Here is a 23,635-nt window from a genome sequence, read left to right on the forward strand (position 1 = left end):
AATGGCACAGTGAACTCGGTTCTTAGGAAGGTGAAGGCTGGTGAAAAAGCCCCTGATTGTGCAAAAGTTTGGTGGAACCTCTGTCGGTTCAATCGAAAGAATTCACGCAGTTGCAGAACACATAATCAATAGTAAAAAACAAGGCTATCAGGTCGTTGTGGTTGTCTCGGCGATGTCTGGAGAAACCAACCGACTAATGAGCTTAGCTAAGCAGGTGGATGTTGTGCCTGCGGCGAGAGAGTTAGACGTTCTATTGGCTGCTGGTGAGCAGATGTCGATGGCACTGTTAGCTATGACGCTTAATAAACTTGGGCATGCTGCTGCTTCGTTGACGGGCGTACAAGCCAAGATCACGACGGATAATCGCCATAATGATGCCACGATTAGCCATATTGATGCTGGGCCGATTTTGGAACTGTTAGCACAAGAGCAAATTGTAATTGTCGCAGGGTTTCAAGGTGTCACAAAGCAGGGCGATATTACCACGTTGGGCCGTGGCGGCTCAGATACCACCGCTGTCACGCTCGCGGGGGCGCTTAATGCACAAGAGTGCCAGATTTTTACCGACGTGGATGGTGTCTATAGTTGCGACCCAAGAGTGGTCCCACAAGCGCAGCGAATGCCGATAATTGATTTTCCTTCTATGGAGTGCATGGCACGTCATGGGGCGAAGGTGCTACACCTACCTTCCGTACAATATGCATGGCAACATCAAGTGCCTTTGCGAGTGTTATCGAGCTTTGATCTCAATAGTGGCACGCTGGTGAAAGGTGAGAATTGTCATCGCCCGATGAGTGGCTTAGCTATTTTACGTGATATGTGTCTGATTCACATAGAGAGTGAACGTATTTTAAATGTGCAAAAACAGTGTCAATTGTTAGGGATTACGATCGGTAATGTGATCGAACATCCAGAATGGTCAGCCATAGTGATAAAACAGGATGATTACACTAAGCTTGAGCTAGCGTTCCAGCAAAAAATTAGTAATAGTGAACCTATCGGTTTGTTAACTATGGTTGGATTGCAAGCTGAACGATCAGCCGAGCGTTCTTGCCAGTTGCTCGCTGCACAAAGTATCAAAACGATCCATGTTGCATCAGATGGGCTGTCGATTACTTTGGCTATATCGCCTGAGAGTATCGACAAAGCAGCCAACATATTGCACCATGCTCATATTGCTTCCAGTGAAGCACTCGTTTGCCTACAAAAACATGCCTCGTTAAACGAATAAAGTTTACGAAAATATAACTTTTGTTGGATAATAGCTTCGTAGCAAGATTTTTAAGAGATTACTCAAGGAGCACAGAATGCTAATTTTAACTCGCCGTGTTGGTGAAACTCTAATGATTGGTGATGAAGTCACCGTAACTGTACTAGGTGTTAAAGGTAACCAAGTACGTATCGGTGTTAATGCTCCGAAAGAAGTGTCTGTTCACCGTGAAGAGATCTACATGCGTATTCAGGCAGAAAAAGGTAATAGTGCCCCAACTTCAGGCAACTTCTAATTACTTTAAAAAAGCTGGCATTGCGTCAGCTTTTTTTGTGAATAAAAGCAGTTATTTGTTCGTGCAAGCTCGAATAAACACCGCTTTGATTAAATAGCCAACGGTTGAATGACTTTTTGCTATTTTTACCAAGAAAATGTTTGACATATTTTTGGTAAATCGTAATATGTGCCTCCGCAAGACGGTGAGGTGGCCGAGAGGCTGAAGGCGCTCCCCTGCTAAGGGAGTATACGGCTTAATACCGTATCGAGGGTTCGAATCCCTCCTTCACCGCCATTCTTGCACGGTTCTTCGGAACCAAATTAGCGTTGAAATTTTTCCATTGGAAAAAGAGTAAAAAAATGTGCGCTCTTAGCTCAGCTGGATAGAGTACCTGGCTACGAACCAGGCGGTCGGAGGTTCGAATCCTCCAGGGCGCACCACTTTTTAAGGGTTATCATTAACCCTGTTGTTGATAGCGAGTTCTAACGAACTATTGATAACGAAACCCGTGCGCTCTTAGCTCAGCTGGATAGAGTACCTGGCTACGAACCAGGCGGTCGGAGGTTCGAATCCTCCAGGGCGCACCACCTTCTAAAGCCTCGCAGAAATGCGAGGCTTTTTTATTAACAAAATTTTATCATTTCGTTCACTCTTCCTATACAACTTATTGTTTTGAAAGTATTTATTTCAGAATTTTTAAGCCTATCGCAGCAAGTATTCGCTAATTGGAATAACGTTAGATAATAAGTAGTTATTTATTCTTTTTGACGGATATATTTCAGCTTTATGTGACTTGTGTGACGAATATTTCCCTAGAAATGTGCTTTATCGTTAAGACTGCTTTAAACAAAATTGACAAACTTTAACCAATCGAGATAATCCTAGACCTCTTGTCGGGATCAATGAATGTATCTTTCGACAATTGATAGCACGCAATAGGTGCTTAGTTGCATAAGCAGTAAGGTTCGATACCGCCCAAGACACTGTTTAGGCTATTGTCAGGATGACAAAGAAAGGACGCTAAATGGACACTATTGGAAGCCAACTATTAGATGCTGCCACTCTCATGCTAACGGGAATGTCGGTGGTATTTATTTTCCTCACAATTCTCGTATATCTCGTTCGGTTAATGTCTAGATTAGTACCGGAAGAGGTGCCTGAGCCGATCTCTACCCCCAAACAAAATAAAAAAGTTCAATCATCTTCAGCTGTAAGCCCACAGGTAGTAGCGGCAATTTCCGCTGCGGTACACCAGTACCGTACCTCGACCGCGAAATAGCATAAAAAGGATTTAAAAGGAGTTAATGAGCATGTCTAAACCACTAGCTTTAACCGATGTGGTACTTCGTGACGCCCATCAATCGTTATTTGCAACGCGTATGCGCATTGAAGATATGTTACCGATTGCCGCTGAGCTGGATAAAATTGGTTACTGGTCTTTGGAAACTTGGGGTGGAGCTACGTTTGATGCGTGTATCCGTTTCTTGGGTGAAGATCCATGGGAGCGTTTGCGCGAACTGAAAAAAGCGATGCCAAACACCCCGATGCAAATGTTACTGCGTGGCCAAAACCTTTTAGGTTATCGCCACTATGCTGATGACGTGGTTGAAAAGTTTGTTGAACGCGCACATGCCAACGGCATGGATGTCTTCCGTATCTTTGATGCGATGAATGATGTACGTAACTTCCAGAAAGCAGTCAAAGCGACGGTAGACGTTGGTGCGCATGCTCAAGGCACGCTCTCTTACACGACGAGCCCTGTTCACACGATTGAGACTTGGGTTGACCTTGCTAAGCGCTTAGAAGATCTTGGTTGTCACTCACTATGCATTAAAGATATGTCTGGTCTACTGCGTCCTTATGAAGCGGAAGAGTTGATTACACGTATTAAAGCTTCTTGTGATGTGCCATTAGCACTCCACTGTCATGCTACCACGGGTCTTTCTACTGCAACTGCTGTTAAAGCTGTGGAAGCGGGCATTGATATTCTCGATACCGCGATCTCTTCAATGAGCTGTACTTATGGACATACTCCAACAGAAACCGTGGTTGCAATGCTGCAAGGCACAGAGCGCGACACGAACTTAGATTTAGAGCAGCTTGAGCCTATCGCCGCTTATTTCCGTGAAGTACGTAAAAAATACGCGAAATTTGAAGGCAAAATGAAGGGTGTTGATTCGCGTATTCTGATTGCTCAAGTACCTGGCGGTATGTTGACCAATATGGAAGCTCAGCTAAAAGAGCAGGGCGCAGCCGATCGTATGGATGAGGTACTCGAAGAGATCCCTCGCGTCCGTCAAGATCTTGGTTATATCCCATTGGTAACGCCAACATCGCAAATTGTTGGTACTCAAGCAGTGATCAACGTATTAACCGGCGAGCGCTATAAGAGCATCACCAAAGAAACGGCGGGCGTCTTAAAAGGAGAATACGGCGCAGCGCCAGCGGAAGTGAGCGCTGAACTACAAGCGAAAGTTTTGGATGGTGCAGAGCCTGTTACTTGTCGCCCTGCTGATTTGCTAAAAGCGGAATTACATACGCTGACGGATGATTTATTAGTTAAAGCGAAGGAAGAGGGTATTTCTCTAGCAGAAGATACCGTCGACGATGTACTGACTTACGCTTTGTTCCCACAAGTGGGCCTCAAATTCCTTAAAAATCGCCATAACCCTGAAGCTTTCGAGCCTGCACCAGGTAATGAGCCAGCTCCTGTCGCTTCTGTTGCAGCACCCGTTCAAGGTGGAATTGAAACTTACAGCGTTAAAGTTGATGGCCAAGTGTACGATGTTGAAGTTGGCCCGCAAGGTCAGTTACAGTCGGTCGCGCCAAGTACAGCATCAGCGAAAGCTGCGCCTGCAGCCGCACCCGCTGGGGATGCAGAAGCGGTACCAGCACCATTAGCCGGTAATATCTTTAAAGTGAATGTACAAAGTGGTTCAGAAGTGGCTGAAGGCGATGTATTACTGATTCTTGAAGCAATGAAGATGGAAACGGAAGTCCGCGCAGCACGTGGCGGCATCGTACAAGATCTTCATGTTAAAGAAGGTGATTCAGTTGTTGTCGGCTCGCCGCTACTAAGCTTAGCGTAAGGGAGTACCATGGAAGGATTATTGACTCTCTGGGCAGAAACCGGCATTGCTAACTTTGAGTTTGGCCAACTGTGCATGATCGCAGTTGGTTGTACTCTGCTGTATTTAGCCATTCGTAAGGGGTTTGAACCCTTACTCTTGTTGCCGATTGGTTTCGGTGCCATTTTGGCAAATATCCCTAATGCTGGCTTTACTGAGCCAGGCGGCATGCTCTACTACATCTACTATTTGGGTATCGATACGGGCATATTCCCGCTGCTGATCTTTATGGGTGTAGGGGCAATGACGGACTTTGGTGCGCTGATTGCTAACCCCAAAACCTTATGGCTAGGGGCTGCTGCTCAGTTTGGTATTTTTGCTACCTTATTCGGTGCGATTCTACTTAACTATATTCCTGGGATGGAATTCACCATGCCAGATGCAGCATCGATTGCCATTATTGGTGGTGCAGATGGCCCAACGGCAATCTTCCTCGCCAGTAAGTTATCGCCGGATCTGCTTGGTGCAATTGCTGTAGCAGCCTATAGCTATATGGCTCTAGTGCCGATCATTCAACCGCCGATCATGAAGGCATTGACGACTCCTGAAGAGCGCAAAATCAAAATGGCTCAACTGCGTCACGTAGGGAAAACAGAAAAGATCCTGTTTCCTCTTGCCGTGTTGATGATGACGATTTTGTTCCTACCGTCAGCGACACCACTTGTAGGTATGTTCTGTCTTGGTAACTTGATGCGTGAAGCTGGTGTGGTCGATCGTTTGTCTAAGACTGCACAAAACGAGTTAATCAATATTGTGACCATTTTCCTTGGTCTCGGTGTTGGCTCAAAGCTGCAAGCGGAAGAGTTTTTGAACTTAGAAACGCTGGGTATCTTAGGCTTAGGTGCAGTGGCATTTAGTATCGGTACGGCCGGTGGTGTCTTAATGGCGAAACTATTGAATAAGTTCTCCAAAGAAGACATCAACCCATTGATTGGTGCTGCGGGGGTTTCTGCGGTACCAATGGCGGCGCGTGTGGTCAATAAAGTTGGCCTAGAAGCAAACCCACAAAACTTCCTGCTGATGCACGCGATGGGACCAAACGTTGCTGGCGTACTTGGCTCGGCGGTAGCGGCGGGTATTTTGTTGGCGCTAGTTGGTTAACTTACTCGCTAAGTTGCTGATCATTTAGGTAATAACTTGGTTAAATTGCGATCAAGTGGTTAACTAAAGCAAAGCAAATGTTATATATTCAAGGGATGCTTCGGCATCCCTTTTTACATCAATAAGGACTGGTTGATATGGAAAACAAACAGGTTGTCATCCCACAGTTTGGCGAGCCAGAAGTGCTCAGTATCCGACAAGCTGCAATACCGAGTGCAAAAGCAGGCGAAGTGGTGGTTAAAGTCGCCTTTGCAGCGGTCAATCCGATTGATGTAAAAACGCGTGCGGGCCTAGGATGGGCTGCCGCACAGAATAAAGATAATCTACCTTGGGTACTCGGTTACGATATTTCTGGTGAAGTGTATCAATGTGGTTCGGATGTACAGCAGTTAGAAGTGGGGGATAAAGTGGCGGGCTTTATTGGTTTTCCACTGCAAGGTGGTGGCTACAGCCAATATGTTACCGTAGCGGAAAGTGCTCTAAGTGCAGTACCAGAATCAGTAACGCTTGAAGCGGCGGCAGCACTACCTCTGGCAGGGCAAACCGCGGTACAGGCTCTGGACAAAGCCTCTGTACAAGAAGGAGAGCGAGTATTGATCCTTGCTGGTGCAGGCGGCGTAGGGCATATTGCCGTGCAGTTAGCGGTCGCAGCCAAAGCGGAAGTGTTTACCACTTGCAGTGAAGCCAATTTAGACTATTTAGCCACATTAGGGGCTCATGCAGTTAATTATCGTTTTTCGCCGGCCTCTGAACGCGTTGAAGAAGCCGATGTGTTGATTGATCTTGTCGGTGGTGAGGCGGCGTTAGATGCATTGAAGTGCCTTAAAGATGGGGCAAAAGTGGTAACACTACCCACTTTAAGTGCAGAATTGATCTGTGAAAAAGCGCACTTGCTCGGCTTCGATGCGACGGGAATGTTAGTCGATCCCAACCCTCAGCAATTAGATACCATGCTTTATATGGTGAGTATCGGTTTGTTGAAAACAGAAATTTATCATATCTACCCAATGGATCAGGTAGTGGAGGCCCATAAACAAATGGAAACTGGGCACACACGAGGAAAAATTTTGTTGGATATGCAATGCTAGAAACGTTCAATACCGCGTTTCAATCTTTCGCTTTATGGTTTTCAGATTCAGCCCTATGGGTACTCTTTTTTAGTGGTTTTCTTAGTGCAACCTTATTACCCGGTGGATCTGAGGCTGGGTTGATTGCGACGCTAAGCCTCAACCAATATTCTGCCGTTATGATTATTGCTGTTGCGACTATCGGCAACACTTTAGGTGGTTTAACCAATTATTGGTTAGGGCTGTGGCTGCCTAATAGAACTCAGAATGAAAAGCATGGTCATAAAGCCATGCATTGGCTGCAGAAATACGGCTACTGGTCATTGCTGTTTAGTTGGTTACCGATCATTGGTGATCCTTTATGTTTAGCGGCAGGGTGGTTACGGATGCGATTTTGGCCATCGTTTTGGCTTATTTTGATTGGCAAAGCATTCCGTTACACACTTCTTACCGCGCTTTATTACGGTTTTTTCTAAGGAAATACGATGAAGAAATTTTTACTTGGTGCATTTTCTCTGGCCACTCTCGCTGGCTGCACCAGCAATATCGATTATTCCGTACCGTTTTTTTCCTCGCTGCCACAAGGTGTCACCTTAATCGAAGAGGTTGATGCGGTTGCTGGTAAAGCAACCATCCCATACAGCAAATACCAACTGGATAACGGACTGACGGTGATCTTAACCCCTGATCATTCCGATCCGCTGGTTCATGTTGATGTGACTTACCATGTTGGTTCAGCACGTGAAGAGATTGGTAAATCCGGCTTTGCACACTTTTTCGAACATATGATGTTCCAAGGTAGCGAGCACGTTGGTGATCAAGAACATTTTCGTCTGATCACCGAAGCCGGTGGCAGCTTAAATGGCACCACCAACCGCGATAGAACCAACTATTTTGAAACCGTTCCAGCCAATCAACTGGAAAAAATGTTGTGGCTTGAATCTGATCGCATGGGCTTTTTGCTTGATGCCGTTTCACAACGAAAATTTGAAATTCAGCGTGATACGGTTAAAAACGAACGTGCACAAAACTTTGATAACCGCCCTTATGGTTTGATGTGGGAAAAAATGGGTGAGGCGATGTACGCGGAAGGCCACCCTTATTCATGGCAAACTATTGGTTATGTAGAGGATCTTGACCGTGTGGACGTTAACGATCTCAAAGCATTCTTCCTACGTTGGTATGGGCCTAATAATGCCGTTTTGACCATCGGTGGTGATATTGATGTCGATCAGACACTCGAGTGGGTAAACAAGTATTTTGGTTCTATTCCAGAAGGCCCTGCGGTTGAAAATGCGCCGAAGCAACCTGCGCAGCTAAACCAAGATAAATACATCACCTTAGAGGACAAAATTCAGCAACCAATGGTGGTGATTGGCTGGCCAACGCAATATCGCGGTCATCAAGATGAAATGGCACTGAGCGCATTAGCTTCAGCGTTGGGTGAGGGCGCGAACTCTCTGCTCTATCAGAAATTAGTTAAAACGCAAAAAGCGGTCGATGCAGGTGCATTCCAAGATTGTGCTGAATTGTCATGTAACTTTTATGTCTATGCGATGGCGCCATCAGGTAAAAAAGGCCAGTTGCAACCGCTATATAATGAAGTGATGCAGGTGCTGGCACAGTTTGAGGCACAAGGCATTAGCCAAGAGCGCTTGGAACAAATTAGAGGCATGGCCGAAGCGGATGCTGTCTTTGCGCTGCAAAGCGTAAAAGGCAAAGTCAGCCAGCTCGCGTCCAATGAGACCTTCTATGGTGAACCGGACCGTTTGCAGTCTCAACTGGCTAATATTCGCCTGGTGACATCTGACTCGGTGATGGCGGCTTACAAGCAATACGTCAATGGTCATCACAAAGTGACCTTGAGTGTCGTACCGCAAGGTAAACTTGATTTTGCTGTTGCGCCGGCAAGCTTTGTCACTCCAGAGCGTCAGCTACCCGAGTATCAAAAAATTACCGAAGGTGATCTCAATTATCGCCATGCAGTCGATGATTTTGATCGCGCAATCATGCCAACGGTGGCTGAGCCGGTGAAAGCGCAAATGCCAACCTTGTATCGAGTCTACTTCGATAATGGTGTTGAACTGCTAGGTACGGTTAGTGATGAAACGCCAACGGTGCAGATGGATATTCGTTTCCCGGCGGGTGAACGCTACGTACCACGAGGTAAAGAAGGCCTTGCGAACCTGACGGCGGCAATGTTGCAAGAAGGAACGATAGATTCCAGTCTGGAAGAGCTACAAGCACGCGCTTGGATAAAATTGGTAGTCATGTGTCGATTAATGCGGGCAATTACACCAGTACAATTTCCATTTCGAGCTTAGAGAAATACCTGCCACAAACGTTGGCGGTTGTTGAAGAGGTTCTGTCAAAACCAGCGTTTAATGAACAAGATTTCGCGCGAGTTAAAAAACAGATGCTTGAAGGTGTGGTCTATCAACATCAAAAGCCAAGTTGGTTAGCGTCGCAAGCAACACGTCAAGTGTTGTTTGATGGTTCGATCTATCAACGTGCTAGCGATGGCACCGCTTCATCAATTCAAGGGCTGAGCTTGGATGATGTGAAGCAGTTTTATCGCAAACAGTACACGCCACAAGGTACACAGATTGTCGTGGTTGGTGATATGAAGCAAAAGGCCATCACCGAACAATTGCGTTTTATTGATGGTTGGCATGGTGATCCTGCGCCATTGCTGAGACCACAATTGGTGAAGCCACTCAAAGGGCAATCAATCTACCTAGTGGATAAGCCGGGAGCACCGCAAAGTATCGTACGCATGGTGCGTCAGGGCCTACCTTTTGATGCCACGGGCGAAGTTTTTCTCACCCAACTCGCTAATTTTAATCTAGCGGGTAACTTTAATAGCCGCTTGAACCAAAACTTACGTGAAGACAAGGGCTACACTTATGGTGCAAGTGGCTATCTGGCTTCAAACCGTGAGGTTGGGGCTGTGGTATTTTCGGCTCAAGTGCGTGCCGACGCGACGGTTGCATCGATTAAAGAGATGCAGAGTGAGTTAACGCGTTTTAGTCAATCAGGCCTGACAGAGCAAGAAATGAAATTTTTACGCTTGGCCGTCGGTCAACAAGATGCACTAAAATATGAAACACCCTCACAGAAGACCAACTTGTTGGGAAGTATTCTCTCATATAGCTTAGATGAGGATTATTTACAGCAACGTAATGAGATTGTTGAGCGAGTCGATAAAACCACCCTCGATGCTTTGGCGAAGAAATGGTTTGACCCAAGTGACTACCAAATTATCGTGGTCGGTGATGCAACACGCTTGAAGCCGCAACTGGAATCATTACAGATTCCAGTCCAAGAGCTTGAAATTGTCCATTAAAGGACACATTAAGAGTGGATACGTAGAGCGGCAGACCCTGCCGCTCTTCAAAGTTAACTAGCCAGTTCTGGTTTTTTACGCAGAACAATCAACATAGGCGATCCCATTTTGACAGATTTTGCTACGCGATTAGAGCGAGTGTCCCGTAATCCCGAAGTGTTTAAGACTTTCGGTCGTGGCGTGGAAAGAGAAACCTTGCGTTACAAGCAAGATGGCAAACTTTCTACAACTCAGCACCCAGATGGATTGGGTTCAGCTTACGCAAACAAATGGATTACGACGGACTTTTCAGAGTCGCTACTTGAGTTTATCACCCCAGTTTCACGTGACATTGATACTCTAGTAGCACAACTTGAAGATATTCATCACTTTACTCAAACCAAATTGGGTGAAGAAAAGATGTGGCCACTTTCAATGCCTTGTTATGTTGGAGACGAGCAAGATATCAATCTCGCCCAATACGGTGATTCGAATTCCGGTAAAATGAAAACGTTATACCGCGAAGGCCTTAAACGTCGCTATGGTAGCTTAATGCAGATCATCTCAGGTGTGCATTTTAACTTCTCTTTTCCAGAAACATTCTGGGATCAGTTGTATGGCGAGCAAGATGAAGCGGCGCGTCAAGCGACCAAGTCAGATGGCTATTTTGCTTTGATTCGTAATTACTACCGCTTTGGTTGGTTAATTCCGTTCTTCTTTGGTGCGTCACCGGCATTGTGCCCATCGTTTATTAAAGGTCGTGACACCAAACTACCGTTTGAAAATATCGGCCAAACGCTGTTTTTGCCGCAAGCGACGTCTCTGCGTTTAAGCGACTTGGGTTATACCAACAGTGCGCAAAGCGTATTGAAAATCGGCTTTAATAGCATCGAGCAATATCTAGAAGGATTGAACAGTGCTATTCGCACACCTTCACAAGAGTTTGCTGAAATTGGCGTAAAAGTCGATGGTGAATACCGTCAGCTAAATAGCAATGTATTGCAAATCGAAAATGAGCTTTATGCACCAATTCGACCAAAGCGCGTAGCCCAAGATGGCGAGAAGCCGTCAGAAGCACTTACTCGTGCCGGTGTGGAATACATTGAAGTACGTTCATTAGACGTTAACCCATACAGTTCTATTGGCCTAGACAAAGACCAAATCCGCTTCCTTGATTTGTTCCTCGCTTGGGCAGCACTGACCGATTCCGACCCAATGGATTTCTGCGAGCAAGCATGCTGGCGTGAGAACTGGAATAAGGTCATCGTTGAAGGTCGTAAAGTGGGCCTTGAACTGCAAATCGGCTGTAAAGGTGAAACACTGACCCTACAAGAGTGGGCGAAACGCGTATTTGCCGAGCTAACACAAGTGGCTGTGCAGATGGATAAAGCACTCGGTGGTAATGAATATCAAGCAGTATGCGACAAACTGATGGCTTGGATTGATAACCCAGAGCTAACGATTTCTGGTCAATTGCTAGAAGACACTAAACGTTTAGGTGGCCTTGGTGGACTAGGTTGTACTTTTGGTAAGCAATACCGCGAGAAGCATCTTGCTCATCAATACGGCTATTACAATCAAGAGAAAATGGAACAAGAGGTCGCTCGCTCTCGTGAAGCGCAAGCTGCATTAGAAGCGTCAGACACTCAAGACTTTGAACAATTCCTAGAAGACTACTTCGCCTATCTAAAGTAGAAATAAAGCTGTCATTATGCACAAAGAAAGGATTCTCAAACTGGCGCTATTGATTGGCGTAACCAGCCTTGCTGGTTGCGCCACCCCGCCGCCAGCGAATCAAAGTAATATCTGTTCTATCTTCCGTGAAAACCCTAGTTGGTACGATGATGCGGTGGACATGCAAGAAGAATGGGGCACTCCAATTAACATTGCGATGGCATTTGTTAAGCAAGAAAGCAGTTTCCGCCATGATGCTCGACCCCCTAAAGATTACCTGTTAGGGTTTATCCCATGGGGGCGAGTGAGCAGTGCCTACGGCTATGCACAGGCACAAGATCCTGCATGGGAAGATTTTCAAAAAGCGACTGGTCATGGCGGTTCACGCACCAGTTTCGATGATGCATTGATGTTTATTGGTTGGTATACCAGTGAAACCCAAAAGCAATTGGGGATTTCAAAATGGGACCCTTACAATCAATATCTGGCTTATCACGAAGGTCGTGGTGGTTATAAGCGTAAAACCTATCAAGCTAAGCCCTCATTGATAAAAGTCGCTCGTCGAGTAGAGCAACAAGCAAAGGATTACGGTTGGCAACTTAAACAGTGCCGCCAAGAGTTGGAAAACAATAGAAGCTGGTTTTTCTAGCCAGCAGGAGAAGGACAATGCCACTACTAGATAGCTTTACTGTCGATCATACCCGCATGCATGCACCGGCTGTGCGTGTTGCGAAAACCATGACAACGCCAAAAGGCGACACCATTACTGTGTTTGATTTGCGTTTTACTGCGCCAAACAAAGACATCTTGTCAGAGAAAGGTATTCACACCTTAGAGCACCTATACGCCGGCTTTATGCGTAATCACCTTAATGGTGATGCGGTAGAAATTATTGATATTTCGCCAATGGGGTGTCGTACGGGTTTTTACATGAGCTTGATTGGTACGCCGAGTGAACAACAAGTTGCGACGGCATGGCTTGCTGCAATGGCTGACGTGTTGACGGTTGAAAGTCAGAACAAAATCCCTGAGCTGAATGAATACCAGTGCGGTACTGCAGCGATGCACTCACTAGAAGAAGCGAAACAGATTGCGCAAGCAATTATCGCCGCGGGCATTTCAGTGAATAAGAATGACGATCTTGCTCTACCGGCTGAAATGCTCAATGAGCTTCGCGTCGATTAATCGATAGCGTTTATTCGCCAAGTTTTGATTTAAAATAAAAAGGAAGGCCGAGGCCTTCCTTTTTTATATTGGTGTTTCGCACCAGAGATCGACTATTGTGCCTTTGGCAGCACGACCACTTGGGTCTTGGCCCAAATATCATGAAAGCCCCGCTTTTGTGGATCGAGTGGTACGGCAAGGTTAGCTAAACCAAATCCAGACGTCGCTAGGCGGATTAATGCTTGAGTGACCGTAATGCGACCACCATCCAAGTTGCGCACTTGCAGTTTCCAAGCGCGCATACCCAGTGTTTGTCCTGCACGAGTCCAGAAGAAAACAAAGAAGTACACCCAAACTGCCGCAAGGTAGAAAGTAAAGATAGGACTCCAGATCGGGTTATTCGACAAGAAGTCGCCAATATCAGCATACGGGGCGATATTGACCAGATTAAGCGCCATTAAGGCTTGCAACACGGCAACGACAACGCCAGCGGCCAACATCTCAATGGCGATAATAATCAAGCTATCGTAAAACAGCGCGCCTAGGCGTCGCATTAAGCCTGCAGATGGAAGTGGCTGGTGGTTGCTCATAATGGGTTCTCAAACGGTAAATAAGGCGTCAGGATAATGTTTCAAAACGCTTGTGAAAAGAGAGCTTGCGCACAGCTTGGTGCTTTATGGCGAAATTATCATCAAACGGTTGGTAATTCAGTTTTTTACACTTGCACGACGCGCGTTGTTACGTATAATGCCAATCATCGAAAGGGCAATGCCCCAAGATAATGCCGGTATGGTGAAATTGGTATACACGACGGATTCAAAATCCGTTGCCTTCGGGCGTGGCGGTTCAAGTCCGCCTACCGGTACCATATTTAAACGATAAAGCCTCGACTCACGTCGGGGCTTTGTTGTATCTGGCTATAGGCTAGCGTGATTCAGCTTCTTGCATTATCGACTCTCTCACCATATACATAATGATATGTTAATCGGTGGTGGGGTGTTTATGTCTCCGTTGCAACGAGGAAGTACTCTGGCGCTTGCTGGTATCATCATCCTCAGTTTCGATAGCTTACTGGTTCGTTTGACAGATTCTTCCCCCTGGAATCTGCTATTTTGGCGTGGGCTTATGCAAGCCATCAGTCTGCTGGCCGTCCTACTCATTTTTAACCAGAAAGAACTCAAGCAAAGGTTGCTTCCCCCTCCTGCGAGCGCGCTTGGGATGGGGGTACTATTTACAGCCTCCACCGTCTGTTTTGTGCTTTCTTTAGATCACACCCAAGTCGCTAGTACGTTAGTGATCGTCAATACCGCTCCCTTATTTACCGCCATCATCGCTTTTGTGGTGCTTAAAGAAAAACTTCCTTTGCATACCTTACTTGCGATCATTTCGGCCGTTGGCGGCGTGTGGTTGATCTTTGCTTATGCGCCTAAGACAGGGGAGATCGAAGGGGATCTTTATGCGATTGTCACTGCCATCTCTACGGCAATTTATCTGACGGTTATGCGCTATACTAAAGGTCAAAATGCCGCGAGTTATATGGTCTGTGCTGGTATTATGATCGCGTTATTTTCCCTATATAAGGGAGCGATGCCTTTAGATATTCAGGGGATGCATCTTGTTTATGTCATGGTGTTAGGCGGATTTATTGTGCCGGCTTCCTATCTGTGTATCTCTCAATCGCCAAAATACATACCGGCGGCACAAACAGGCTTAATTTTATTATTGGAAATTCTGTTTGGTCCGCTATTTGTGTACTTAATTATTGGCGATGAGCCTTCAACCAATGACATCGTTGGTGGAGGATTGATTCTGTTCACTCTGATATTGCATACTCTTTGGGAGTTGCGGCTTAGTCGTCATGAAAAAGCAAGCTTGCCACGAAATAAAGTCCCTTGATATTTTCATTGTGCTTTGGGGCAGGGAGGGGCGTGTAATTTCTTTTGATCGAGTAATTTTCTAAATGAAAAAGCTCACCAGTTATGGTGAGCTTTTGACGTCAATACGACTAAGAGATACGACAAAGAACTATGGCTTATAGTGACTAATGGCCTGATTAAGTACTTTAGTTGCCTCTTTACTCGACATGATTCCTTGCACTTCTATTTCGCCATCTGGGCCTTTGTAGTTATCAAACCATATCTTGACGATATCTACGACGCCGGGATATTGCTCTTGCAGTGCTTCGATCGTTTCAACATCTTTAAAAGGTGATTGCTCAACTACTGGAACCGCAATCAGTTTGTCATCCTGCTGCCCCCATCTAGCATCTTTAGACCACCAATCACGCGAACAGGTGCAACACTGCCTCTCTCCATTGCAGAACCGAGCACTAAGATATCCAATGGGTCACCATCCCCTCCGAGCGATTTAGGTAGGGCAGTGCTTGGAATCGTGCCGTAGTTCCCAGGATAGCCTAGGTAGTGAACAACACGCGGCTGACCGTTTTTAAATTCCCAGTTAATGATAGAGCCGTCGCGCTTGCTAACTTCCCACTTTTCATTGTCACCAGTTGGAATTTCAATGATGGCATTCACGGTGCCATTACTATTGGTGCTCGGGATCCCCGATAGATAGTCATGATTGGCTTTAATGGTGTAAGTATCAATCTGGGCAAAATCGGTCGTTGCCATCGCTGATGCAGAGCTCATGAGCATCGCGGCAAGTAAAAGGTGTTTTTTCATAGCCATTTCCATTTGAAAAGATGAATGAATAGTCGACTGATTTGATGAAGCTAACATGACAGAATTATTGTGTTTTGAAGAAAATCGCATTCTAAATAGCTTTAATATCAATCAGTAAAACCATTAAATGATGAATTCATAATATTGGTCAATACCATTGAATAGTAATATTTAAGCTTGCGATGCACTGTTAGTCATTGCTTATGTTTAATTACAAATTAGTTGTTAATTCGATAATGCTACGGCCTATTTTGATAAAAATAGAGCGGTTGCTGTTGGTGTTCTGCAATGTGAATATTTGCTGACTGGGAGAATGTTTTAAATTTAATCTATGCGAAATAAATTAATGAAGGTTTAAATTTAAATTAATCTTTCATTTGATATTTATTCTCATTTGAGTCGATTTTAAATTAATGTCAACGATAAAAAGTAAGCCTAACTTCATAAAATGGGATTTTGTTCACGCTTAATGCAACCGGTTGCGCTTTTTTGATCTGTTCATTTTTGCTACAGTTTTTGTGGGTTGATTCTAAATCAAATAAAGGAGCTGGATGATGAAGAAGATTTTACTTTGTTGTAGCGCTGGTATGTCGACCAGCATGCTAGTAAAGAAAATGGAACAAGCGGCGCAAGCTCGTGGTATCGAGTGCCAAATCGAAGCGCTCGCCGTCAATGCGTTCTCTGAAGCGATTAAAGAATACGATGTTTGCTTACTTGGTCCTCAAGTGCGTTTTCAACTTGAAGACTTGAAGAAAACCGCTGATGAGCACGGTAAAAATATCGCCGCTATCTCAATGCAAGATTATGGAATGATGAAAGGCGATGAGGTGCTCACACAAGCACTGAGCTTAATTAACTAATTCTCAATATAAGTTAAAAACAAATATAAATAAAAAGTGATTACACCTTATTGAAATATAGGGTGTGGGACTTTTTACGCCAAAAATAAGGATGGACACTATGAATCTTTATGATTCGATACTTGGTTTTGTCGAAAAATATATCGCACCACTCGCGGTTAAAGTGGGCAATCAACCACATGTAAGAGCAATGAGAGACGGCTTTATCGTCTCAATACCGTTTATTATTGTCGGTAGTTTTATTTTAATTTTTGCCTTCCCTCCATTTGACCCTGATACCAAAAATGCATTTGGTCGCGCATGGTTGGATTTTGCTACGACACACTTTGATACCATTATGATGCCATTCAATATGTCGATGGGGATTATGACGATCTTCATTACATTGGGTGTAGCGCATAGTCTGGCGAAAGCCCACAAAATGGATGGCATTACCAGTGCCGCGCTTGCGTTGATGTCTTATCTCTTGGTGGCTTCACCATTATCAAATGGAGGTCTACCCACTCAACATATGGGAGGGACGGGTGTATTTACGGGCGTTCTATCGGCATTTTTCGCCGTAGAGCTGTACCGTTTTTTGAAAAAACACAACGTTACGATTCGTATGCCAGAACAAGTACCACCGGCAATTGCTCGTTCATTTGAAGTGATGATCCCAGTATTAGCGGTATTTTTGACCCTTTATCCATTAAGTATCTTCGTTCAAGCCCAGTTTGATATGTTAATTCCGGATCTGATTCTTGAAGCGTTTAAACCACTAGTGAGCGCATCAAACTCATTGCCTGCCATCATCGGTGCATTGCTGTTATGCCAATTATTATGGTTTGCTGGTATTCACGGCGCGGCGATTGTTGTTGGCCTACTGTCTCCTATTTTTCTTACCAACATTGGCGCGAACACCGAAGCCTTTATTGCTGGTGAGCCAATACCAAATATCTTTACTCAACCGTTTTGGGACTTCTATATCTTCCTTGGCGGCTCAGGTGCAACCTTTGCACTTGTACTGCTGATGGCCTTTAGCCGTTCAGCGCACCTCAAGAGTATTGGCCGTATGAGTGTGGTACCTGGTTTCTTCCAAATTAATGAGCCGGTGATCTTCGGTACACCGCTTGTGTTGAACCCTACTTTGTTCCTGCCCTTTTTACTGGTTCCAGTGGTTAACGCGACGATCGCTTATTTTGCAGTTCACTCCGGATTTGTCGGAATGGGGGTGGCGACAACACCGTGGACAACACCTGCCATCATTGGTGCTTCTTGGGGTAGTGGTTGGACATTTACACCAGTACTGCTGGTCATTGGCTTGATGATTCTTGATCTCTTCTTATACCTACCATTCTTCAAAATGTTTGAGAAGCAGGTGTTGGCAGAAGAACTGCCTGTCGCGGAAAAGAAAGCAGAGCAACAAGGTAACGGTCAAGGTGTGACCGCTTAATTTAAATTTTTGTAAGTATCAAATACGTTTTATCGGGAGGATTTATGGACCAGGAAATGGTTGTGATGGAAATCATTTGTAATGCAGGTGAAGCGCGCAGTCTATGTTACGAAGCGTTGAGGTTAGCCCGTAATAATGATTTTGACCAAGCACAAGAGAAGTTGGCACAAGGTAAAGAGTGCCTAAATAAGGCGCACCTCACTCAGACTCAGCTTATCGAAGCGGATCAGGGAGAAGGCAAAGTGCCAATGACGTTGGTTATGGTGCATGCCCAAGATCACCTCATGACAACCATTCTTGCTCATGAAATGGCGACAGAAATGGTCGCTTTACATCAGCAGTTAGTCGCTTAATGGAGAATAAATATGCCTAGAGGTGCTTTGAAGCTTGCCATCATTGGTGGTGGCAGTAGCTACACGCCTGAGCTTATTGAGGGTGTGTTAAAACGCCGAGAATTTTTACCGGTGAGTGAAATTCACTTAGTGGATATTGATCAAGGTAGAGAAAAACTCGACATCATCCATGCGTTAGCCACAAGAATGGTGGCTAAAGTGGGGGCTGATATCAAGATTAGCGCAAGTACCGATCGTCGTGAGGCGATCAAAGGTGCTGATTTTGTCATGACGCAATTTCGTGTGGGTGGCTTAAAGGCTCGTGCAAGTGATGAGCGCATCCCACTCAAGTATGATGTGATTGGTCAAGAAACGACGGGGCCAGGTGGTTTTGCTAAGGCTTTACGTACCATCCCCGTAATCCTTGATATCTGTCGTGATATTGAAGAACTTGCGCCCCAAGCGTGGATGCTGAATTTTACCAACCCAGCAGGTCTCGTTTCTGAAGCTGTCAATAAACACACCAAGGTCAAGAGCATTGGTCTGTGTAACGTTCCCGTTTCGATGCGCATGATGGTGGCAGAGATGATGGGTTGTCAGCCAGAAGAGCTGCAATTGGAATTTGCTGGCTTAAACCACTTAGTGTGGGTGCTCAAGGCATGGCTGAATGGTGAAGACATTACTGAAGCCGTAATTGAAAAAGTCGGTGATGGCGCAAACTTCAGCATGAAGAATATTTTTGAAGAACCATGGGATCCTGACTTTCTTAGAGCGTTGGGGGCGATCCCATGTCCATATCATCGTTATTTCTATCAAACGGATGCGATGCTGCAGGAAGAGAAAGAAAGTGCTGGCGAGCAAGGAACACGAGCTGAGCAGGTGATGAAAACCGAAGCATCACTATTCAAACTCTATCAAGACGTCAATTTGGATGTAAAACCGAAGGAGTTAGAAGAAAGGGGCGGTGCCTATTATTCAGATGCTTCACTTAACTTGGTTGATGGTATTTACAATAACCGCAATGGCATTCATGTGGTGAACGTACCAAATAATGGAGCCATCAATACGCTTCCTGACGATGCTGTGATTGAATGTAGTGCTGTTATCGGTAATTGGGGTGCCAAACCGATTGCTGTCGGCGAGCTACCAGCGAACATCAAAGGTCTTTTGCATCAAGTAAAAGCCTACGAGCAGTTGGCGATTGAAGCGGCTGTGTTTGGTGACTATGACAAAGCATTGATGGCACTGGCGAATAATCCTCTTGTGCCTGACATCAAGCGAGCCAAAGCGATCCTCAATGATATTCTTCGTGAGAATGCGGAGTATTTACCACAATTTAAACTAACCACACTCTAGCGAGTGTGCTTGCTGCAAAGCAATAAGCTGAGGAAAAGATGAAAGTCATTTTTAATGCCGACGATTTTGGTCTTACTGCCGGTGTCAATAACGGTATTGTACAAGCCTTCCGTCATGGTGTTGTTCGTTCGACGACATTGATGGTCGATATGCCCGGCGAATCCCATGCTGTCGCGCTTGCTGCGCAAGTGCCGGAATTGAAAGTTGGGCTTCATCTGCGCTTTACAGCTGGTAAGCCACTGACAGGTCATCAATCACTTGTGGGTGAACACGGTCTTTTTCCGGCTATTCCTGGCTTTTGGAGCAAGCAGGATTTTGACCCGGTTGAGGTGTATGAAGAAGTGGTGGCCCAAGTGGAGCATTTTTTAAGCTTAGGCTTAACATTGAGCCATATTGATGGCCATCATCATGCCCATACACATCCTCAGATCGCCCCAGCGGTGTACGAAGTGGCAAAAAAATACCGAGTGCCACTGCGTGGAGTGGGTCTTGCTGGGCAAGAGGAGTTTGGTTGTCGTTATCATTTTACTGAGCAGTTCTACGATCAACACACCTCAGTTGCGAGTGCTAAGCAATTGATGTTAGAGCATGAGAATAACTGTGATGTGTTGGAAGTAATGTGTCATCCCGCAGTCGTTGATACGCAGCTGCGCTCGATGAGCAGCTATCTTGCCCAGCGAGAGCAAGAATTAGCAACCCTTTCCTCACCAGAATTCATCGCTTTCTTACAAGAGCGTGATATCCAAGTCACGGATTATTCTGTACTCACTTAGCCGCTTTTACATCTCTGTGTATCATAACTGCTGTCAGTTTCAGTTCCCCCTAATTTTTCGTTACTGACAGCTTTTTTCTTTCTAATCGTATTAACTATTGAAGGTCATATGGCACGAATTAAAGATGTTGCTGCCTTAGCAGGAGTAAACCGTTCGACGGTTTCTAGGATCATTAACGGTGAAGGTAAATTCAGAGAGGAAACCAGGCAGAAAGTAGAGCAAGCGATGGCGGAATTGAACTATCGCCCAAGTGCCATTGCACGTTCGCTCGCGACTTCGTCGAGTAACATGATGGGTCTATTGGTGACCTACTATACTGGGGGTTTTTTTGGCGCCATGATGGAACAAGTTCAAAATGAACTTGATACACATGCTAAATTTTTAATTACCGCTCAAGGCCACCACTCTAAAGAGGGTGAAAGAGACGCGGTTGAGCGTTTTCATGCGTTACGTTGCGATGGTTATATATTGCATAGTCGTCATTTGACTGATGAAGATATCTGCCAACTTGCACAACAGCACCCACCTTTTGTCTTGCTAGACCGCGTTATTCCGTCATTAGAAGAGCGTTGTATTCGTTTCAACCACCATAAAGCAAGTTCAATGGCGGTACAGCACTTGTTACAGCAAAATCACCGCTTAATTGGTTGTATCACCGGCCCTACTTGGCGTGAAAACAGCTTGCAGCGTAAGCAAGGTTACCTTGATACCATGGCTGCGGCACAAGTGAGTGTCCCTCAATCATGGTGTGAGGAAGGGAACTACGGTTCGCAAAGTGGTTATGATGCGACTAAAGCGCTATTAACCCGTCATCCAGAATTGACGGCAATTTTCTCTTGTAGTGAAGAGATGACGGTTGGTGCGATGCAATATTTGCACGAGCACGGACTTAAAGTACCGGAGGATATCTCGATTGTTAGCTTTGATAGCGTAGAGCGATGTAATGAATTATACCCTGCGGTTACCTCGGTCTGCTTTCCTATCAATGATATGGCTCAGTCGGCGGTGCAAGTGCTAATGGATCTGATCGCGGGTAAAGAGGTCGGTCAACTGCATGAATTTACGCCTAAGCTAGTGATTCGCAAGGCCGATCGCGCCTTAATATAGGACTAAAGTACTAATTACATCTGTTGATACTTCGCTATTCTTTAATGAAAACAGTCAGTTTGGAGAATAGCTATGTATCAACTTACCCCTTACCTGTGTTTTTCAGGCCAATGTGAAGAGGCGCTCGAGTTTTATCAACGCTGCTTTCGTGGTGTGGTACTAACCAAACAATATTTCCGTGATGCCCCTCAATCGGTTGAAGGGGCGAATCCGGATTGGATTATGCATGCTGAATTTGAGGCTTTTGGTATGAAGCTGATGTTATCTGATGGCATGGTAGTCAGTGACGTTTCTGGTAACAATATTGCGTTATCACTGGTATTGGATGACCTCGACTTACAAGAACAGTTGTTCGATAAACTTGCTTGTGACGGTGCGGTGATGATGCCGCTAGCGGATACCTTTTGGGGAGCGCGATTTGGTAAGGTGCAAGATAAGTTCGGTATTCGCTGGATGCTGCATTGTGAGTTGGTGAAATAAACGACGGAAATCCTGTTAACTTCTCACAAATGACGTTTTTATCTAGAAAATTAGAGTATAAGCACTAAACTAGCCGCGTTTTATTGGGTTTCATAGTTGTATCTAGAACGTGGCAAATATCAAAATTACGGTAGACCGAATTCAACCCGGGCTGCACATTCGTTTACCGGTAAAGTGGAACGAACATCCCTTCCTGCTGAATAGCTTTAAGCTTAAAAGCCAAGACCAAATTCGAGTTATTCGTCATTTGGGCATTAAATATGTCTACGTTAATGTCGACCAAAGTGACGTCCCCCCATTACCTGTACAGCAAATTGACAACGCTCCTACAGAGTCAGTTAATGAGGCGATGGATAGACGCGCCCAGCAACTATGGCAAGAAAAGCAGCAGCGTATTGAAACCATGAGTGCTTATCGTCGTCGTGTCGCTAATTGTGAAAAAGAGTTTGAACGCTCTCTTGCTCGTATGCGTGCAGTGATGACGAAAATTCGTAACCGTCCTGAATTAGCCGTCGATGAAGCGATGGTCTTAGTTGACGATATTGTCGATCGCTTGATGAGTGATGGCGATGTTACGCTACATTTGATGAATGGTAAGAGTGAATTTGAAGACATCTATTTTCACTCACTGAATGTTGCTGTGTTATCGATGTTGATCGGTAAAGCGAAGAAGCTTGAGACCGCAACCATTAAAGAATTGGCTTTCGCGGCGCTATTTCATGACATCGGTAAAATTAAAATTCCGACAGCGATTCTGAGAAAAACCGTACCTTTAACCGAGCCGGAGCAAAACTACCTTAAGTTGCACACCAAATATGGAGTGGAATTGGCCGATAATATAGAGGGCTTTCCAGACTCTGCGAAACGAGTGATTGAGAACCATCATGAGACGAATGATGGCAAAGGTTTCCCATTAGGGCTTAAAGCAGATCAAATAGACACATTAACGCAGATTGTTGCGGTGGCGAATGCTTACGATGTTCTTTGTCATAACCCAGTCGCTGCTCAGCAAAAAATCCCCTATGTCGCATTGGCACATCTTTATAAGAACTGTAAATCTCGTTACAACAACGAGAACCTCAGTATCTTAATTAAATTTATGGGCGTGTATCCTCCAGGAACTGTGGTGCAATTGTCGAATGAGATGGTGGGATTAGTGATCTCAGTGAATTCTGCTCATATCCTTTATCCGAATGTTCTCATTTATGATCCGGCGGTGCCAAGAAGCCAAGCGCCGATCATTGATCTCGCAGAGAAGGATATAAAGATAGTTAATGCTATCTTGCCAAATAAGCTTCCTGAGAAAATTAAAGAGTACTTAAATCCCCGTGCGCGAATCTCTTACTTTATAGAGGGGGATAACTAGGTTATCAACAGGATTTTGTGGGTAACTGGTGGGTAATCTGAGGGTATCTTGAGGTTAAATGTGGAGCTGTTTAATGATTGCGCAGTTAAGCACTTTTTATAAGAAAAAATGCATTTTGTGCTTGCCAATAAAATTCAGCTGCCTATAATGCGCATCCACTGACAGGGCAGACGCCGCAAGGCTTCAGCGTTAGTCAGAGAGGTGAAAGGTTCCACGAAAATTAAATTGAAAAAGTGTTTGACTCTTTCAGTTATCTCGTTAGAATTCACCTCCGCTTCGAGAGAAACTCTCGCAGCAAAGCT

At 45.1% G+C, this 23,635-nt stretch carries 20 protein-coding genes, 4 tRNA genes and 2 pseudogenes; 24 read left to right on the plus strand and 2 right to left on the minus strand.

Going from position 1 to position 23,635, the window contains the following annotated elements:
- Positions 1-40 precede the first annotated feature (40 nt).
- The 14 genes and pseudogenes from RH88_RS05265 (at position 41) to luxS (ending at position 12,967) form a co-directional block, all read left to right on the plus strand.
- Positions 41-1,231, plus strand: coding sequence for an aspartate kinase (locus RH88_RS05265; RefSeq protein ID WP_005593988.1), 1,191 nt, complete (start codon positions 41-43; stop codon positions 1,229-1,231).
- A gap of 76 nt (positions 1,232-1,307) precedes the next feature.
- Positions 1,308-1,505, plus strand: a complete 198-nt coding sequence (gene csrA / locus RH88_RS05270) for a carbon storage regulator CsrA (RefSeq protein ID WP_005593989.1) — start codon at positions 1,308-1,310, stop codon at positions 1,503-1,505.
- A 183-nt stretch (positions 1,506-1,688) separates the two neighbouring features.
- Positions 1,689-1,781: transfer RNA gene (locus tag RH88_RS05275), tRNA-Ser, on the plus strand.
- A gap of 69 nt (positions 1,782-1,850) precedes the next feature.
- Positions 1,851-1,927, plus strand: a tRNA-Arg gene (locus RH88_RS05280).
- A gap of 70 nt (positions 1,928-1,997) precedes the next feature.
- Positions 1,998-2,074, plus strand: a tRNA-Arg gene (locus RH88_RS05285).
- 437 nt (positions 2,075-2,511) lie between these two features.
- Positions 2,512-2,766: an oxaloacetate decarboxylase subunit gamma gene (locus RH88_RS05290; RefSeq protein ID WP_005593990.1), complete on the plus strand. Its 255-nt coding sequence runs from the start codon at positions 2,512-2,514 to the stop codon at positions 2,764-2,766.
- A gap of 31 nt (positions 2,767-2,797) precedes the next feature.
- Entirely contained in the window at positions 2,798-4,576 is a 1,779-nt protein-coding gene (oadA, locus tag RH88_RS05295) for a sodium-extruding oxaloacetate decarboxylase subunit alpha (RefSeq protein ID WP_005593991.1), read from the plus strand.
- Between the two features lie 9 nt (positions 4,577-4,585).
- On the plus strand, positions 4,586-5,716 hold the full coding sequence (locus tag RH88_RS05300; RefSeq protein WP_005593992.1) for a sodium ion-translocating decarboxylase subunit beta: 1,131 nt from the start codon (positions 4,586-4,588) through the stop codon (positions 5,714-5,716).
- Positions 5,717-5,853: 137 nt separating this feature from the next.
- On the plus strand, positions 5,854-6,804 hold the full coding sequence (locus tag RH88_RS05305) for an NADP-dependent oxidoreductase (protein ID WP_005593993.1): 951 nt from the start codon (positions 5,854-5,856) through the stop codon (positions 6,802-6,804).
- The gene (locus RH88_RS05310; protein WP_005593995.1) at positions 6,798-7,259 is read left to right on the plus strand and encodes a YqaA family protein; all 462 of its coding nucleotides are present in this window, start codon (positions 6,798-6,800) and stop codon (positions 7,257-7,259) included. The genes RH88_RS05305 and RH88_RS05310 overlap by 7 nt, the downstream gene beginning before the upstream one ends.
- A gap of 9 nt (positions 7,260-7,268) precedes the next feature.
- Positions 7,269-10,129: pseudogene (locus RH88_RS05315) on the plus strand (M16 family metallopeptidase).
- Positions 10,130-10,237: 108 nt separating this feature from the next.
- The gene (gshA, locus tag RH88_RS05320) at positions 10,238-11,803 is read left to right on the plus strand and encodes a glutamate--cysteine ligase (RefSeq protein WP_005593996.1); all 1,566 of its coding nucleotides are present in this window, start codon (positions 10,238-10,240) and stop codon (positions 11,801-11,803) included.
- Between the two features lie 16 nt (positions 11,804-11,819).
- Entirely contained in the window at positions 11,820-12,431 is a 612-nt protein-coding gene (locus RH88_RS05325; protein ID WP_005593997.1) for a transglycosylase SLT domain-containing protein, read from the plus strand.
- A gap of 17 nt (positions 12,432-12,448) precedes the next feature.
- Positions 12,449-12,967 (plus strand): S-ribosylhomocysteine lyase, encoded by a 519-nt coding sequence (gene luxS, locus RH88_RS05330; RefSeq protein WP_005593998.1) that lies wholly within the window; start codon positions 12,449-12,451, stop codon positions 12,965-12,967.
- A 92-nt stretch (positions 12,968-13,059) separates the two neighbouring features.
- Here luxS and RH88_RS05335 read toward each other — a convergent pair whose 3' ends face one another.
- Positions 13,060-13,536 (minus strand): RDD family protein, encoded by a 477-nt coding sequence (locus tag RH88_RS05335; protein ID WP_005593999.1) that lies wholly within the window; start codon positions 13,534-13,536, stop codon positions 13,060-13,062.
- A gap of 193 nt (positions 13,537-13,729) precedes the next feature.
- Here RH88_RS05335 and RH88_RS05340 point away from each other — a divergent pair.
- Both RH88_RS05340 and RH88_RS05345 read left to right on the plus strand, forming a co-directional pair.
- Positions 13,730-13,814: transfer RNA gene (locus tag RH88_RS05340), tRNA-Leu, on the plus strand.
- 134 nt (positions 13,815-13,948) lie between these two features.
- Complete coding sequence (locus RH88_RS05345) at positions 13,949-14,842, plus strand: DMT family transporter (protein ID WP_005594001.1); 894 nt, start codon at positions 13,949-13,951, stop codon at positions 14,840-14,842.
- Between the two features lie 129 nt (positions 14,843-14,971).
- Here RH88_RS05345 and RH88_RS24085 read toward each other — a convergent pair.
- Positions 14,972-15,717, minus strand: a pseudogene (locus RH88_RS24085) (inorganic diphosphatase).
- Between the two features lie 464 nt (positions 15,718-16,181).
- On the opposite strand from RH88_RS24085, the gene RH88_RS05355 reads away from it, so the two are divergent.
- From RH88_RS05355 to RH88_RS05390, 8 genes are all read left to right on the plus strand, one after another.
- Complete coding sequence (locus RH88_RS05355) at positions 16,182-16,487, plus strand: PTS sugar transporter subunit IIB (protein ID WP_005594004.1); 306 nt, start codon at positions 16,182-16,184, stop codon at positions 16,485-16,487.
- 100 nt (positions 16,488-16,587) lie between these two features.
- Entirely contained in the window at positions 16,588-17,919 is a 1,332-nt protein-coding gene (locus RH88_RS05360) for a PTS sugar transporter subunit IIC (RefSeq protein WP_005594005.1), read from the plus strand.
- A 44-nt stretch (positions 17,920-17,963) separates the two neighbouring features.
- Complete coding sequence (locus RH88_RS05365; RefSeq protein ID WP_005594006.1) at positions 17,964-18,272, plus strand: PTS lactose/cellobiose transporter subunit IIA; 309 nt, start codon at positions 17,964-17,966, stop codon at positions 18,270-18,272.
- Positions 18,273-18,284: 12 nt separating this feature from the next.
- Positions 18,285-19,607, plus strand: coding sequence for a 6-phospho-beta-glucosidase (locus tag RH88_RS05370; RefSeq protein ID WP_005594007.1), 1,323 nt, complete (start codon positions 18,285-18,287; stop codon positions 19,605-19,607).
- Positions 19,608-19,645: 38 nt separating this feature from the next.
- On the plus strand, positions 19,646-20,380 hold the full coding sequence (gene chbG / locus RH88_RS05375; RefSeq protein WP_005594008.1) for a chitin disaccharide deacetylase: 735 nt from the start codon (positions 19,646-19,648) through the stop codon (positions 20,378-20,380).
- 108 nt (positions 20,381-20,488) lie between these two features.
- A complete protein-coding gene (locus tag RH88_RS05380) occupies positions 20,489-21,487 on the plus strand; it encodes a LacI family DNA-binding transcriptional regulator (RefSeq protein WP_005594010.1) in 999 nt (332 codons plus the stop codon).
- 72 nt (positions 21,488-21,559) lie between these two features.
- Positions 21,560-21,967 carry a VOC family protein gene (locus tag RH88_RS05385; RefSeq protein WP_005594012.1) on the plus strand — a complete coding sequence of 136 codons (408 nt, stop codon included), beginning with the start codon at positions 21,560-21,562 and terminating at the stop codon, positions 21,965-21,967.
- 109 nt (positions 21,968-22,076) lie between these two features.
- On the plus strand, positions 22,077-23,333 hold the full coding sequence (locus RH88_RS05390) for an HD-GYP domain-containing protein (RefSeq protein WP_005594013.1): 1,257 nt from the start codon (positions 22,077-22,079) through the stop codon (positions 23,331-23,333).
- Positions 23,334-23,635 lie beyond the last annotated feature (302 nt).

This window comes from Vibrio scophthalmi LMG 19158 (assembly GCF_000222585.1).
In the GTDB taxonomy this organism is placed as follows: domain Bacteria; phylum Pseudomonadota; class Gammaproteobacteria; order Enterobacterales; family Vibrionaceae; genus Vibrio; species Vibrio scophthalmi.